Genomic DNA, 14,947 nt, shown 5'->3' on the forward strand with positions numbered 1-14,947 from the left:
ATCTTGCCGGAGCTCAGCACACCCGCGGGCCGGGCGGCAGCGGGAATCCGCGTGGCCGCCCCCACAGATACCTCCAGGATACCCCGCCGGCGCCGGTGCAGGTCAGCGTCGATCCGGCGGCACGTGACGCGCCCGACACCGCCCGGCGGCGAGCGGATCCGCAGGTGGTGGCCACGCGAAAAGTGGACTGCCGAGATAGCCGGGCACTGGCCTGGTTCACCGGTCCACCGCGCCCCTACGCTCGAAGGCGCAGCAGTCCGTCCCGAGAAAGGCCCCGAGGTGTCCGAGCAGCAGACCACCCCCGAACCCCAGTCCGTCACCGGCACCGCCAAGGTCAAGCGCGGCATGGCGGAGATGCTCAAGGGCGGCGTGATCATGGACGTGGTCACCGCCGAGCAGGCGAAGATCGCCGAGGACGCCGGCGCGGTCGCGGTCATGGCGCTCGAGCGCGTGCCCGCCGACATCCGCGCCCAGGGCGGCGTCGCGCGCATGAGCGATCCGGACCTGATCGACGGCATCATCGAGACCGTCTCGATCCCGGTCATGGCGAAGGCCCGCATCGGCCACTTCGTCGAGGCGCAGGTGCTGCAGTCGCTCGGCGTCGACTACATCGACGAGTCCGAGGTGCTCACGCCCGCCGACTACGCCAACCACATCGACAAGTGGGCCTTCACCGTCCCCTTCGTCTGCGGTGCGACCAACCTGGGCGAGGCGCTGCGCCGGATCACCGAGGGTGCGGCGATGATCCGCTCCAAGGGCGAGGCCGGCACCGGCGACGTCTCCAACGCCACCACCCACATGCGCCAGATCCGCGCCGAGATCCGCAAGCTGTCCTCGCTGCCCGAGGACGAGCTGTTCGTCGCGGCGAAGGAGTTGCAGGCGCCGTACGAGCTGGTCAAGGAGGTCGCGCAGAACGGCAAGCTGCCGGTGGTGCTGTTCACCGCGGGCGGCATCGCGACCCCGGCCGACGCGGCGATGATGATGCAGCTCGGCGCCGAGGGCGTGTTCGTCGGCTCGGGCATCTTCAAGTCCGGCAACCCCGCGCAGCGCGCCGAGGCCATCGTCAAGGCGACGACGTTCTACGACGACCCCGACGTGCTGGCCAAGGTCTCGCGCGGCCTGGGCGAGGCGATGGTCGGCATCAACGTCGAGGAGCTGCCGGAGCCGCACCGCCTCGCCGAGCGCGGCTGGTAAGCCCCGGTTTTTCACCGCAGGGGTTCCCGGGTACCGCTTCTCACGAGTACTCGGAGATCTCCACCCCGAACGTGCCGGGCTCGAGCGCCTCGAAGATGTGCGGCACGTCCCCGGGGTAGCAGATGTAGTCGCCGGGCAGGAGCTCGACCGGGTCGTCGCGCACGCCGACGCGGGCCCGCCCGGCGCAGATCACGATGTGCTCGACCACGCCGTTCATGTGCGGGTCCGACCTGCGCGGAGTGCCCGGCTCCGCGCGGATCACGTACAGGTCCCGGCGCGCCGACGGCGGGCACGCGGACAGCAGCGTGCACGCGTAGTCGGCGTGCTCGGCGAACACCGTCGGCCCCTTGCCCGCGCGGATCACGCGGACCTGAGGCCGTTCGGGTTCCACGAGCCGGGAGAACGGCACGTCGAGCGCCACGCCGAGGGCCCACAGCGTCTCGACGCTCGGGTTGCCCGAGCCCGACTCCAGCTGCGACAGCGTCGACTTCGCCAGGCCGGCGCGGCGCGCGACCTCGGTGAGCGACAGGCCCGCGCGGGTGCGCTCGCGCCGCAGCGACGCGGCGATGATCTCCAGCGGCGCGCCGCCGGTCTCCTGCGACATCTGTGTTCGCTCCATCAGTCTTTCCGTTCGCCTTGACGAACACCCGGTCCTGTGTTCAGCATAAGACACTATGCGTTCGATTTGGCGAACACTCGACCGGGAGCTGACCCGGGACATCGCGCTCGTCTGCCTGGCCGACGGCCTCGTGGGCGTCTCCTACGGCGCCATCGCGGTGGGCTCGGGGTTCCCGCTGTGGGCTCCGATGCTGCTGTCGCTGCTGGTCTTCGCCGGCGCGTCGCAGTTCATGCTGGTGGGCATCATCGCCGGCGGCGGCAACCCGCTGGCCGCCGTGGTCGCGGGCCTGCTGGTGAACGCGCGGCACCTGCCGTTCGGCTTCGCGATCGGCGACGTGTTCGGCCCGAAGTGGGCCACCCGCATCGCCGGCAGCCACCTGATGATCGACGAGTCGGTGGCCTTCGCCCTGGCCCAGCGCGATTCGGGACGCCGGCGCGCCGCCTACTGGGCGTGCGGCGCGGGCCTGTTCGTCGCGTGGAACGCAGGCTGCGTCGCGGGTGCTTTCGCGGGCACCGCCATCAGTGACACCGCCGCGTTCGGCCTGGACGCCGCGTTCCCGGCCGTGCTGCTGGCCCTCGTCCTGCCGTCGTTGCGCGATCGCGCCACCCGGCTGCCCGTCGCCGTGGGCGTGGTGGTCGCCCTGGCGGCCACCCCGTTCCTGCCCGCGGGCCTGCCGGTGCTGCTGGCGCTGGCCGGCGTACTCGTCGGCGTGGCGGCCAAGGAACCGAAGACGCTGGAAGGAGCCCACTGATGGACGGCGTCGAGCTCCTGATCGCCACCGTGGTCCTCGCGGCGGGCACGTTCGCCTTCCGCTTCGCCGGGCCGGTGCTGCGCACGCGCGTCCACCTCTCCCCCCGTGCCCAGCGGCTCATGGCGCTCTCGGCCGTCGTCCTGCTGGCCGCGCTCGTCGCGACGAGCGCGCTCACGGAAGGGCACGCGTTCGCCGGCATCGCCCGCCCGGCCGGGGTGCTGGTCGGCGGGGTGCTCGCGTGGCGCAAGGCCCCGTTCGTGGCCGTGGTCGTGGCCGCCGCGGCGACGGCGGCGCTGTTGCGGCTGGCCGGGGTGCCCTGAGCCCTCAGTCGTCGGCCGCGGTCACCACGGCGTCGGCGGCGACCGTTCGTGAGTGGACGCCGTCGGGGGCCGTGGCGATCAAGCCCGCGGCACGCAGGAGCTGGAGGTGCTTCGCGACGACGCCCTGCTTCAGGCCCGTGCGGCGCGCCAGCTCGCCGAGGTCCGCCGGCGTGGTCAGCGAGGTGAGGAGCGTGCTGCGGCTGCGGCCGAGCACGCCGCGCAGGGCGGCCGACGACGAGGTACCACCGGATTCCCACAGGCCGGCGACGCCGCGGGCCGGATAGCGCAGCACGGGCTGCCGGCCCGCATGGGTCCGTGAGATCACACGCGGCCAGACGAACACCGACGGCGCCAGCACGAGCCCGTGGCCGTGCGGCGCGCCCGTGGCGGGGACGAGCCGCTGGGCGACGATCAGCGCGCCCTCGGCCCAGTGGACGGCGGGCGCGAGGTCGTGGAACAGGTCCTCCGCCGCGCCGGCGGCGAGCAGCCGCGACCGGTGCAGCACGTCGCCTTCCAGCAGCGCCCGCATGCGTGGCCACGCGGGCGCCAGCGCCACCGCCCAGTACCGCTCCATCAGCCCCGCGAGCCGGTCGAGCCCGGCCTCCGGGTCGCGGTGCAGGCGGGTCAGCGCGGCCGAGCGCGGCGGGTCCATCGCCTCCAGCTCGCGCCGCACCGCGCGCGGGGCGACGTCGCGCAGGTCCGCCAGCTCGTCGGCCAGCTGCGGCACGGGCGAAGCCGGTGCGGGCGTGAGGAACCGCGGCACCGAGCGGCCGGCGACGAGATCGGCGAGTGGCGTGACGTCGATCCCCGCGTCGGCCAGCGCGCCCGACGCCTTGCGCACCCACGGCAGGTGCAGCGCGTGCTCGCCCGGGCGGGCCAGCACCCGGACGCTCGCCACGATTTCCCACAGCGGGGAGAACGCGAGCCTCGTTCGCGCGAGTTCGTCCGCCGACCACGCCAGCTCAAGCACGTTCCTCCTCCTCGAAAAAACGGGAATCGGAGAAGTGTAAAACGATCCGTTGTGGACAGTCAGGCCGGGGTTACCCCTTGGGGGAAGGAGAACACGCGGTCCGGGTCGTAGCGCCGGGCCACCGCGCGCAGCCGGGGCAGGTTGCCGCCGTAATAGGCCTGGCCCCACTCCGGCATTTCCGGATCGAGGTAGTTGACGTAACCGGTGGTGCCGAATTCCGGCCCGAGCCCGTCGCGAATTCGCCCGATCGCGCGCCTTGCCGCGGCCTCGGTCGCGTGCTCCAGCCCGTGGGTGAACTGGAAGCTCGCGAGCGCCCGGCGGTGCGGGAAAGCCGAGTCGCCGCGCGCGATCGCGCCGCCGCCACCGTCCACGATCGTGTAAGAATCCGGGTCCTCGCTCAGCAGTTCCAGGACCGCGGCCGGGTCCTGCGCCGGGCGCATCAGCATCCGTGACGTCGCGACGTACGCGGCGGTCCCGATCTTGCCCGTGCCACCACCCCAGCCGGGGCCGCACGCCGAACCCGCGAGGTCCGGGCAACCGGCGAAGTACCGCATCGCGCCGAGGAAATCGGTCTCCGGCTCCTCCCGTTTCAGCGGCGCCGCGCCGACCCGGCGGACGAAATCGTCGAGGATCGGCTTCAGCCTGCTGCGCGGACCCACGAAGCAGCCGCCGAAGTTCGCCGCCGTGGCGCCGAGCCCGAGGTCGGACCAGAGCTCGTCGGGCATCCGCGGCTGCCAGTCCTGCCATTCGGCGAGGAGCGTCGCGGCCGTCTCGGGCGGGAACTGCAGGCTGAAGGACGTGAGGGCTTGCGCCTGGGCGGTCCGGAAGGTGAACGACGTGACGATGCCGAAGTTGCCGCCCCCGCCGCCGCGCAACGCCCAGAACAGGTCCGCGTCCTGGTGCGCCGACACCGTGCACACCACGCCGTCGGCCGTCACGACCCGCGCCGACTCGAGCTGGTCGCACGTGAGCCCGAGCTTGCGGCCCAGCACCCCGACTCCGCCGCCGAGCGTCAGCCCGGCGATGCCGACGGTCGGGCACGTGCCCGCGGCCAGCGCCCGCCCCGCGGTCCCCAGCGCCTGGTACACCGGGCCCAGCCGCGCACCCGCCCCCACCACGGCCCGTCCGTGGTCGAGGACGCGGATCCCGGCGAGCCGCCCGACGTCCACCACCAGTCCGCCGTCCACAGTGGAGTATCCGACGTAGCTGTGCCCGCCCGAGCGCGCGGCCACCGGGATGGCGTGCTGTGCGGCGAAGTCCACGCACGCCTGCACGTCCGCCTCGCTCACGCAGCCGGCGATCGCGGCCGGATGGTGGTCGTACAGCGTGAAATAACCGTGGCGAGCGGCCTCGTACCCCGCGTCGCCGGGTACGAGCAACGTCCCCGAAAGCCGTCGCCGCAGGGCCGCCCACCGGTCCGCCGTGGTGGCCCCCAGGCCCGCCGCCACCGGTACCGCCGCCCCGGACGCCCACAGGAACGTGCGCCTGCTGATCGTCATCCCGCCCCCGTCACCCGGCCCGAAGCCGGAACACACCGGGGAGCAAACGCGTGGTCCCCCCGGCCCTGCCTTGCCCTGCCCAGGGTAGCGGGTGTGTGATCGAGGACACATCGCGTACACCAGCCGTTCGCCGAGGAGTCGCCATGGCCGACAAACAGAGCAGGAGTACCGACACCGGGGCCGCCGTCGCTGTGGCCGACCCCGCCCGAGTACGCAACGTTGTGCTGGTGGGGCCCTCGGGGTCCGGGAAGACCACCTTGACCGAGGCGTTGCTCGCGGCGTCGGGCACCGTCCCGCGCGCCGGCTCGGTCGTCGAGGGCACCACGGTGTGCGACCACGACCCGGCGGCCGTGCGCCAGCAGCGGTCCGTCGGGCTGTCGGTGGCGCCGGTGCTGCACCAGGGCCACAAGATCAACCTCATCGACACCCCGGGCTACGCCGATTTCGTCGGCGAGCTGCGCGCGGGGCTGCGCGCCGCCGACGCCGCGCTGTTCGTGGTGTGCGCGGCCGAAGGCGTCGACGCCGCGACGGTCGCCGTGTGGGAGGAGTGCGCGTCGGTCGGGATGCCCCGGGCCGTGATCGTCTCCCGCCTCGACCACCACCGGGCCGACGCACTCGCGGAGATCGCCGCCTGCCAGGCCGCGTTCGGTGCGGGCGTGCTGCCGCTGTACCTCCCGGCTCGCGACGGGCTGGTCGGTCTCATCACCCAGCGCTACTTCGACTACTCCGCCGGCTATCCGCCGCGGATCGGCGAGCCCGATCCGGCCGACCTCGCCGGCCTCGAGGACGCCCGCAACGAGCTCATCGAGGGCATCATCGCCGAGAGCGAGGACGAGACCCTCATGGAGCGATACCTCGGCGGCGAGGAGATCTCCGAGGACACGCTCATCGCCGACCTCGAGACCGCGGTGGCGCGCGGGTCGTTCCACCCCGTCATCCCCGTGTGCGCCACCAGCGGCATCGGGCTCGCGGAGGTGCTCGACGGGATCGTGCGCGCGTTCCCGTCGCCGCTGGAACACACGCTGCCGGGCGTCACGACTCCCGACGGCGGCCCGCACGGCGACCTGACGGCCGACCCCGCGGGGCCGCTCGCCGCGGAGGTCGTGCGCACGGCCGTGGACTCCTACGTCGGCCGCGTATCGCTCGTCCGGGTGTTCTCGGGGACGCTGCGGCCGGAGAACGCCGTGCACGTGTCCGGGCACGGCCTCGCCGAGCGCGGGCACGAGGACCACGACGCCGACGAACGCGTGGCGCACCTGTACTCGCCGCTCGGGTCCGCGCTGCGCGAAGTTCCCTACTGCGTGGCGGGCGACTTGTGCGCGCTGACCAAGGTCGGCTCGGCCGAAACGGGCGACACCGTCTCATCGCCGGACGACCCGCTGGTGATGAAACCGTGGCGCATGCCCGAGCCGCTCCTGCCGGTCGCCATCATCGCCAAGACCCGCAGCGACGAGGACACGCTGTCCCGCAACCTTTCGCGGCTGGTGGCCGGAGACCCGACGCTGCGGCTCGACCGCAACGCCGAAACCGGCCAGCTCGTGCTCTGGTGCATGGGTGAGGCGCACGCCGACGTCGTCCTGTCGCGGCTGCGCGCCGGCGGCGCCGACGTGGACACCGAACCGGTGCGCATCAGCCTGCGCGCCACGTTCGGCAAACCCGCCCGCGGCCACGGCCGCCACGTGAAGCAGTCCGGCGGCCACGGCCAGTTCGCCGTGTGCGACATCGAGGTGGAACCGTTGCCGCGCGGCAGTGGGTTCGAGTTCGTGGACAAAGTCGTCGGCGGCTCGGTGCCGCACCAGTTCATCCCAAGTGTCGAGAAGGGCGTGCGCGCGCAGCTCAAGCGCGGGCTCATGGACGGGCACCCGGTCGTCGACGTGCGCGTGACGCTCGTGGACGGCAAGGCCCACAGCGTCGACTCGTCGGACGCGGCGTTCCAGACCGCCGGGGCGCTCGCGCTGCGGGAAGCCGCGGCGGCCAGCCGGATCACGTTGCTGGAACCCCTCGACACCGTCGCCATCACGCTCCCGGACGAGCACCTGGGCACCGTGCTGGGCGATCTGTCGTCGCGGCGGGGGCGCGTGCTCGGCACCGAGTCGGGCGAGGGCGGCCGCACGGTCATCAACGCCGAGGTGCCCGCCGCGGAGCTCCTGCGCTACGCGATCGACCTGCGCTCACTGAGCTCGGGCACGGCCACGTTCACCCGCGTCCACGCCCGGTTCGAACCGCTGCCGGAAGGAGCGGCGATGCCCCTGTGAACCCGGTGGTCACACCGGTCAGAACTCGAAGCCGCCCGGCTTGCCGTTGCGGTCGGCGATGAGGCCGGCCAGCACGGCGATGGCGATCTCCGCCGGCTTGCGCGAGCCGATGTTCAGCCCCACGGGGCGGTGCACCCGCGCGATGTCCGGGGCCGGCACGCCCAGCGCCGTCAGGGCCGCCACGTGCGGGCCTTCGTGCCGCGGGTTGCCGAGCACGCCGACCCAGCGGGCCTCCTCGGCGAGCGCGTCGCGCAGCACCGGGCCCAGCTCGGTGCGGTGGTGGTCGGTCACCACGACGTCCGCGGTCTTGTCGACCGACGGCATCGAGGTGCGGATGTCGCACGCGGACTGCACGTCGGTGGCGCGCGCGGCGTCCGGCTCGAACAGCACGGTGTGGTAGCCCAGGTCGGCGGCGTAGCTCAGCAGGTACCGGGCCACCGGCGACGCGAACACGGCGACCAGCGTCCGCGCGTCGGGGTTCGCTTCGGGAGCACCGTGGGCGACGGCGCAGGCATCCGGTTCGACGGTCATGCGGCTCAGTCTGCCACCGTCACCCCGAACTCCGGTCACACGTCGGGTTCGGCGAACTCGAAGTACTCCGGCAGCGGCGCCGTCCCGGCGAGCTTGAAATACCGCACTTTCCGCCGGCGCCGCAGCGCGAGCGTGTCGCGCACGGCGTCGTTGTGCACGCGGCGCGCGATGACCACGCGGTGCTCGGCGTCGGTGAGCTCCTCGGCCAGCGCCGGCGGCAGCGCCGTCCGGTCGATCGCGCCGAGCCTCAGGGTCAGCTCGTTTTCGTCGGCCTCGCGTTCGGCGCGGGCCGCGCGTTCGGCCCGCTCGGCCGCGGCGTGCAGGCCGGGACCGGTGCCGTCCAGCAGCGCGGCGACGGCCCGCGCGACCACCGCCCGCCGCGCCAGCGCCGCGTCGAGCGCGGCCCAGCCGGCGTCCATGCGCACGTGGAGGCGGTCGAGGCGGTTGGCCGTCGCGACGAGGAACAGCCCGCCCAGCACCACGATCGCGGCCAGCACGGGGATCAGCCACGCGAGCCAGCTCACCGCGCGAACTCCCGTTCCGCGGGGACGACCAGCCTCGGGTCGGCGGCGATCGCGGTCTCGTACACGCGCAGCACCTGGGTGACGACGACCGACCAGTCGTACCCCGTCACGCGCTCCCCCGCCGCCGCGGCCAGCGACGCGCGCCGCGCCGGGTCGCCGAGCAGCTCGCGCAGGCCGTCGGCGAGCGCGCCGGCGTCACCGGTCGCCGCGAGCTGCCCGGCCTTGCCGTCGTCGAGCACGCGGCGGAACGAGTCGAGCCCGCTGGCCAGCACGGGCGTGCCCGCGGCCATGGCCTCGGTGAGGATCATGCCGAAGCTCTCGCCGCCGGTGTTCGGCGCGCAGTACACGTCGACGCTGCGCAGCGCGCGGGCCTTCGTGGCATCGTCGACCTGGCCGAGCAGCTCGACGTGCGGCCACAGCTCGGGCCCGGCCATGCGCCGCAGCTGGTCCGGGTCGCCGCGGCCGACCACGAGCAGCCGCAGGTCCTCGAACTCCGGCAGCAACCGGCGCGACGCCTCCAGCAGCACGTCCATGCCCTTGCGGGGTTCGGTGAACCGGCCGACGAACCCGACCGTGCCGCCCGCGCGCGGGTAGCCCTCCAGCGGCGTGGCGCGGGCGAAGAACTCGGCGTCGACGCCGTTGGGGATCTCCACCGCGTCGCCGCCGGCGTGCTCGACCTGCACCCGCCGGGCCAGCGCCGACACCGCGATGCGCGCGGTGATCTTCTCCAGCAGCGGCCGCAGCACGGGCTGGAACGCCGCCAGCGTGCGCGAGCGCGTGGTCGCCGTGTGGAAGGTGGCGACGATCGGCCCGTCGGCCACCTTCAGGGCCAGCAGCGACAGGCTGGGCGCGGCCGGTTCGTGCAGGTGCAGCACGTCGAACCCGTTGTCGCGGATCCAGCGGCGCACCCGTGCGTAGGAGACGGGCCCGAACTGCAGCCGTGCGACCGAGCCGTTGTACGGGATGCCGAGCGCCTTGCCCGCCGGGTGCACGAAGTCGGGCAGCACGGCGTCCTCGTCGGCCGGCGCCAGCACGGACACGTGGTGTCCCCGCGCGATGAGCGCCCGCGCGAGGTCGATCACGTGGCCCTGCACCCCGCCCGGCACGTCGAACGAGTAGGGGCACACGATCCCGATCTTCAGCCCGCCCGCCACCGGGTCAGCCCACTTCTTCGAGGCTGGCGCGTTCGCCGGCCTCGAGGTCGGCGAGCCAGATCTTCTGCAGCATGTGCCAGTCGGCCGGGTGCGCCGCGATGTCGCCGGCGAACGCGTCGGCCAGCGCCTGGGTGGCCGCGGGGACCTCGGCGCGCGCGGTGACGCGGATGCGCGGGTGCACGCGGACCTGCCAGCCGTCCTCGCTGAACCACGAGCCGACGGGCAGCAGCGCCGCCCCGGTCGTGGCGGCGAGCCGCGCCGGGCCCGCGGGCATGCGCGTGCGCTCGCCGAAGAACCGCACCGGGACCCCGCTCGCGGTGAGGTCGCGGTCGCCGACGAGGCACACGACCTTGTTCTCGCGCAGGCGTTTCAGCAGCAGGCGCATCGCCGCGCTGTCGCCGGTGAGCGGCACGATCTCGAACCCGAGCGCCTCGCGGTAGGCCACGAACCGGTTGAACAGCGACTCGGGCTTCAGGCGTTCGACGACCGTGGTGAACCCGCCGAGCCGGTCGGCCAGCCACACCCCGATCGCGTCCCAGTTCCCGCTGTGCGGCAGCGCGATCACCGCGCCGTTGCCCTCGGCGAGGGCGGCGTCGATGTTCTCGACCCCCGTGATCGCGGCCCCGACCTTGGAGATCACCTCGGCGCGGTCCATCGACGGGAGCCGGAACGTCTCGTACCAGTACCGCGAGTACGACCGCATGGCCCGGCGGACGAGCTCGTCGAGCTCCGTCTCGTCGGCTTGCGGCACGACCCGCGCGAGGTTGGCGCGCAGCTGCCGCACGCCCCCGCCGCCGCGGCGGGTGGCGAGGTCTGCGCCCAGCGCGAACACCGCCGTCCCCATCGGCTCGGGCATCCGGCGGGCGAGCTGCCAGCCCGCCGTGTAGCCGAACTCGCCGAGCCGCTGGGACAGCGCGCTCACGGCTGCGCCCCGCCCGTCTGCACGTCGCCGGTCGTGGCCTGCTCGGCCGGAGCGGCGGCTTGCCCGGCCTGGGTGGGTTTCTCGGCCTGCGCGGGTTGCTCGGCGCGGGTGGGTTCCTCGGTCTGCGTGGCCTGGCCGGCCTGCGCGGTCTGCTTCGCTTGCTCGGCCACGGCTCGCGCGGCCTTCGCGACGGCGGCACCGCGCTGCAGCAGCGTGATCACCGACAGCACGGCGAGCAGCCAGAGCGTGATCTCCACCGTGTAGGGCACGCCGAGGCCGTGCAGGCCGGTGCCGACGAGCGCGATGATCAGCCGCTCGGCCCGCTCGACCAGGCCGCCGTCGGCTTCGAGGCCCGACGCGTCGGCGCGGGCTTTCACGTAGGAGATGACCTGGGCGAGCACCAGGCAGATCAGGGCGGCCGCCGCCGCGCGGTTGTTGTGGTCGACCACGAAGCACCACCACGCGATGGCGGCGAACAGCGCGCCGTCCACCAGGCGGTCGCACGTGGCGTCGAGGACGGCTCCGAACGGGGTGCCGTAGCCGCGGGCCCTGGCCATCGCGCCGTCGAGGAGGTCGAGCATGGCGAACCCCCACACGGTGAAGGTTCCCCACAGCAGGAGCCCCTGAGGGAAGAAGACCAGCGCGCACGCCACGGCACCCGCGGTGCCGATCACGGTCATCGCGTTCGGAGTCAGTCCGGCACGGACCAGCGTCCGACCGATCGGATCGGTGACGCGGGATACTGAGGCACGGGCGAAAATGTTGAGCATCTCGTCGTCTGGTGCACCTGGCTCGGGGGTGGGTGGGCCACGAAAGCCTATCGACCCGCCGTCACGGGCCCGACGTCCCGCCCCGCGACCCGCCGGGCGATCAGCCTGATTTCGGCAGTTCGACGACCGGGGCCACGAATTCGCCCGCCTCCTCGGCGGCGATCGCGGCCGCGCACTGGGGCCGCAGACCGCCGAGAATCGCCGAGCTGATCTCGCCCAGCTGGTGCGCCTGCTCCGGTGTCAGCCGGTCGAAGAGGCTCTCGCGCACGGCCTCGACGTGGCCGGGGGCGGCCGCTTCGAGCGCCGCGAACCCCGCGTCGGTGAGCACCGCCCACGCGCCGCGCTTGTCGGTGGGGCACGACTCGCGCCGCACCCAGCCTTTGCCCTCCAGGCGCGCCACGGCGTGGGACAGCCGGCTGCGCGAGGAGCCGCGCGCTTCGGCGAGCTCGCTCATCCGCAGCCGGCGCCCGTCGGCCTCCGACAGCGCGACCAGGACCTCGTAGTACGTGTGCGGCATGCCCGAGTCGTGTTGCAGCTGGCCTTCGAGGTGCGCTTGCAGAAGCGCGGCGGCCTGGGAGAAATCACGCCAGACGCGTTGCTCGTCTTCGGAAAGCCAGCGAGGTTCGGACATACCTCCATGCTACCCCTGATTGAGTGCTCAATTACTCATCCGGCCAAAGGTAGGCCGACCCCCTGGCGGCACGTAACCGTTGCTACGAAGCCATTCGGCCGTGACTGTGGTCGGATGAGTAATGATCGGCACAGACCGCGTCGGTACACTCGCGCGCCCCGTGGTCTTCACCACGCGTCGGCCAGGAGTTTCCTCGTCTCGCCGAGCAGCTGCGGCAGCACCTTCGTGTGCCCGATCACCGGCATGAAGTTCGCGTCGCCGCCCCAGCGCGGCACCAGGTGCTGGTGCAGGTGCGCCGCGATGCCCGCGCCGGCGATCACGCCCTGGTTCATGCCGATGTTGAACCCGTGCGCTGCCGACACCTCACGCACCACGCGCATGGCGTGCTGCGTGAACTCGGCCAGCTCGCGCGTCTCGGCCTCGGTCAGGTCGGTGTAGTCGGCCACGTGGCGGTAGGGCACCACCATGAGGTGACCGGGGTTGTACGGGTACAGGTTCAGCACCGCGTACACCGTCTCGCCGCGCGCCAGGATCAGCGCCGCTTCGTCGTCGAGGCTGGGGATGCGGCAGAACGGGCAGCCGTCGGACTCGTCGTCGTCCGGCTTCTCCTGCCCCTTGATGTAGGCCATCCGGTGCGGGGTCCACAGCCGCTGCAACGCGTCCGGGACCCCCACTCCGTCCTGCTCGACGATCTCGGGACCGTCCGCGTCGCTCACCGCAGGATCTTCTCCACGGCCTCCGCGCTCGGCGAGGCGTTCTCCCGGCCGGCCACCCACTCGGCGATGGCGTCGACGGCGGTGTCCACGGACACGCCGTTGATCTGGCCGCCGTCGCGGAAGCGGAACGACACCGCGCCCGCCTCGGCGTCCTTCGCGCCCGCCAGGAGCAGGAACGGCACCTTCTGCGTGGTGTGGGTGCGGATCTTCTTCTGCATGCGGTCGTCGCTCGCGTCGACCTCGGCCCGGATCCCCTTGGCGCGCAACGCCTTCTGCACCCCGTCGAGGAACTCGACCTGGTCGGCGGTGATCGGGATGCCCACGACCTGCACCGGCGAGAGCCACGCGGGGAACGCGCCGGCGTAGTGCTCGGTCAGCACACCGAAGAACCGCTCGATCGAGCCGAACAGCGCGCGGTGGATCATCACCGGGCGCTGGCGCGAGCCGTCGGAGGCGGTGTACTCGAGGTCGAAGCGCTTGTTCTGGTTGAAGTCCAGCTGGATCGTGGACATCTGCCAGGTCCGGCCGATGGCGTCGCGCGCCTGCACGGAGATCTTCGGGCCGTAGAAGGCGGCGCCGCCCGGGTCGGGCACGAGCTCGAGGCCGGAGTCGATCGCGGCCTGCCGCAGCGTCTCCGTGGCCTCTTCCCACTCCCAGTCCTCGCCGATGAACTTCTCGGAGTCGCCGCGGGTGGACAGCTCCAGGTAGAAGTCCGACAGCCCGTAGTCGGCCAGCAGGTCGAGCACGAACTTCAGCAGCGAGCGCAGCTCGCCGGGCATCTGCTCCTTGGTGCAGTAGATGTGCGAGTCGTCCATCGTCAGGCCGCGCACGCGGGTGAGGCCGTGGACCACACCGGACTTCTCGTAGCGGTACACCGTGCCGAACTCGAACAGCCGCAGCGGCAGCTCCCGGTACGACCGCCCGCGCGAGCGGAAGATCAGGTTGTGCATCGGGCAGTTCATGGCCTTGAGGTAGTAGTCCTCGTCCTCGAACTTGACCGGCGGGAACATCGTGTCGGCGTAGTAGGGCAGGTGGCCGGAGGTGTGGAACAGCTCGCCCTTGGAGATGTGGGGCGTGTTCACGAACTCGTAGCCGGCCTCCTCGTGGCGGCGGCGCGAGTAGTTCTCCAGCTCGCGGCGGATGATGCCGCCCTTGGGATGGAACACCGGCAGGCCGGAACCGATCTCCTCCGGGAAGGAGAACAGGTCGAGCTCGGCACCGAGGCGGCGGTGGTCGCGGCGCTCGGCCTCGGCGATGCGCTCCAGGTAGGCGTCCTGCGCCTCGCTCGACTCCCACGCGGTGCCGTAGATCCGCTGCAGCTGCGGGTTCTTCTCGCTGCCGCGCCAGTAGGCGGCGGCCACGCGGGTGAGCTTGAACGCCGGGATGAACTTGGTGGTGGGCACGTGCGGGCCGCGGCAGAGGTCGCTCCACACGCGGTCCTTGGTGCGCGGGTCGAGGTTGTCGTAGATCGTCAGCTCGCCGCCACCGACCTCCATCACCTCGTCGGTGTCCACTTCGGACTTGAGGTCGACCAGCTCGAGCTTGAACGGCTCGTTCGCCAGCTCCTTCTTGGCCTCGTCGACGGAGTCGAACACGCGGCGGGAGAACTGCTGGGCACCCTTCACGATCTGCTTCATGCGCTTTTCCAGCGCCTGCAGGTCTTCCGGGGTGAAGGGCTTGTCGACGGCGAAGTCGTAGTAGAAGCCGTCCTTGACCGGCGGCCCGATGCCGAGCTTCGCGTCGGGGAACTCCTGCTGCACGGCCTGGGCCAGCACGTGGGCGGCCGAGTGGCGGATCACGCTGCGGCCGTCCTCGGTGTTCGCCGCGACGGGCTCCACCTCGGCGTCGGCCTCCGGCGCCCACGCGAGGTCGCGCAGCTTGCCCTCGGCGTCGCGCACCACGACGATCGTGTCCGGGCCCTTGGTCGGCAGCCCGGCCTCGCGGACCGCGGCTCCCGCCGTAGTGCCCGCCGGGACCACCACGCGCTCGGCGGGGACGGCGGCGGCTGACGGCGGATGCGACACGATCGGCTCCTTCTGGGGCAAGTGACGGGGATGACTCCGGTCGATGCTAGTCGTCGGCCCGCGGGCG

General features: G+C 72.6%; 14 protein-coding genes and 1 pseudogene. 4 read left to right on the forward strand and 11 right to left on the reverse strand.

The features are described 5' to 3' along the window. Window positions 1-279: 279 nt before the first annotated feature. Window positions 280-1,194: a pyridoxal 5'-phosphate synthase lyase subunit PdxS gene (gene pdxS / locus AB0878_RS05790; protein ID WP_366576883.1), complete on the forward strand. Its 915-nt coding sequence runs from the start codon at window positions 280-282 to the stop codon at window positions 1,192-1,194. 40 nt (window positions 1,195-1,234) lie between these two features. On the opposite strand, the gene AB0878_RS05795 is transcribed toward pdxS, so the two are convergent. After that, entirely contained in the window at window positions 1,235-1,798 is a 564-nt protein-coding gene (locus tag AB0878_RS05795; protein WP_366577007.1) for an XRE family transcriptional regulator, read from the reverse strand. 70 nt (window positions 1,799-1,868) lie between these two features. Here AB0878_RS05795 and AB0878_RS05800 point away from each other — a divergent pair, with 70 nt between their 5' ends. Together AB0878_RS05800 and AB0878_RS05805 are read left to right on the forward strand one after the other, a co-directional pair. Continuing rightward, window positions 1,869-2,564, forward strand: a complete 696-nt coding sequence (locus tag AB0878_RS05800) for an AzlC family ABC transporter permease (protein WP_366576885.1) — start codon at window positions 1,869-1,871, stop codon at window positions 2,562-2,564. Beyond that, on the forward strand, window positions 2,564-2,884 hold the full coding sequence (locus AB0878_RS05805) for an AzlD domain-containing protein (RefSeq protein WP_366576887.1): 321 nt from the start codon (window positions 2,564-2,566) through the stop codon (window positions 2,882-2,884). Before AB0878_RS05800 ends, AB0878_RS05805 begins: the two co-directional genes overlap by 1 nt. Before the next feature lie 4 nt (window positions 2,885-2,888). On the opposite strand, the gene AB0878_RS05810 is transcribed toward AB0878_RS05805, so the two are convergent. Together AB0878_RS05810 and AB0878_RS05815 are read right to left on the reverse strand one after the other, a co-directional pair. Further along, entirely contained in the window at window positions 2,889-3,854 is a 966-nt protein-coding gene (locus tag AB0878_RS05810) for a DUF5937 family protein (RefSeq protein WP_366576889.1), read from the reverse strand. Between the two features lie 59 nt (window positions 3,855-3,913). After that, window positions 3,914-5,353, reverse strand: a complete 1,440-nt coding sequence (locus tag AB0878_RS05815) for an FAD-binding oxidoreductase (RefSeq protein WP_366576891.1) — start codon at window positions 5,351-5,353, stop codon at window positions 3,914-3,916. A gap of 143 nt (window positions 5,354-5,496) precedes the next feature. Here AB0878_RS05815 and AB0878_RS05820 point away from each other — a divergent pair, with 143 nt between their 5' ends. Continuing rightward, the gene (locus AB0878_RS05820) at window positions 5,497-7,608 is read left to right on the forward strand and encodes an elongation factor G-like protein EF-G2 (RefSeq protein ID WP_366576893.1); all 2,112 of its coding nucleotides are present in this window, start codon (window positions 5,497-5,499) and stop codon (window positions 7,606-7,608) included. Window positions 7,609-7,626: 18 nt separating this feature from the next. On the opposite strand, the gene AB0878_RS05825 is transcribed toward AB0878_RS05820, so the two are convergent. The 8 genes and pseudogenes from AB0878_RS05825 to thrS form a co-directional block, all read right to left on the reverse strand. Then, window positions 7,627-8,139 carry an XdhC family protein gene (locus AB0878_RS05825; RefSeq protein ID WP_366576895.1) on the reverse strand — a complete coding sequence of 171 codons (513 nt, stop codon included), beginning with the start codon at window positions 8,137-8,139 and terminating at the stop codon, window positions 7,627-7,629. 35 nt (window positions 8,140-8,174) lie between these two features. Next, on the reverse strand, window positions 8,175-8,663 hold the full coding sequence (locus AB0878_RS05830) for an NUDIX hydrolase (protein ID WP_366576897.1): 489 nt from the start codon (window positions 8,661-8,663) through the stop codon (window positions 8,175-8,177). After that, on the reverse strand, window positions 8,660-9,805 hold the full coding sequence (locus AB0878_RS05835; protein ID WP_366577009.1) for a glycosyltransferase family 4 protein: 1,146 nt from the start codon (window positions 9,803-9,805) through the stop codon (window positions 8,660-8,662). The genes AB0878_RS05830 and AB0878_RS05835 overlap by 4 nt, the downstream gene beginning before the upstream one ends. Before the next feature lie 16 nt (window positions 9,806-9,821). Continuing rightward, window positions 9,822-10,739: a phosphatidylinositol mannoside acyltransferase gene (locus tag AB0878_RS05840; protein ID WP_366576899.1), complete on the reverse strand. Its 918-nt coding sequence runs from the start codon at window positions 10,737-10,739 to the stop codon at window positions 9,822-9,824. A gap of 170 nt (window positions 10,740-10,909) precedes the next feature. Beyond that, window positions 10,910-11,509 (reverse strand): annotated as a pseudogene (gene pgsA, locus AB0878_RS05845) (phosphatidylinositol phosphate synthase); the annotation flags it as partial. A gap of 100 nt (window positions 11,510-11,609) precedes the next feature. Further along, entirely contained in the window at window positions 11,610-12,140 is a 531-nt protein-coding gene (locus AB0878_RS05850) for a MarR family transcriptional regulator (RefSeq protein WP_366576901.1), read from the reverse strand. A 167-nt stretch (window positions 12,141-12,307) separates the two neighbouring features. Next, a complete protein-coding gene (locus AB0878_RS05855) occupies window positions 12,308-12,856 on the reverse strand; it encodes an HIT domain-containing protein (RefSeq protein WP_366576903.1) in 549 nt (182 codons plus the stop codon). Next, window positions 12,853-14,880, reverse strand: coding sequence for a threonine--tRNA ligase (gene thrS / locus AB0878_RS05860; protein WP_366576905.1), 2,028 nt, complete (start codon window positions 14,878-14,880; stop codon window positions 12,853-12,855). Before thrS ends, AB0878_RS05855 begins: the two co-directional genes overlap by 4 nt. Window positions 14,881-14,947 lie beyond the last annotated feature (67 nt).

The organism is Amycolatopsis sp. NPDC047767 (assembly GCF_040704195.1).
Lineage (GTDB): Bacteria > Actinomycetota > Actinomycetes > Mycobacteriales > Pseudonocardiaceae > Amycolatopsis.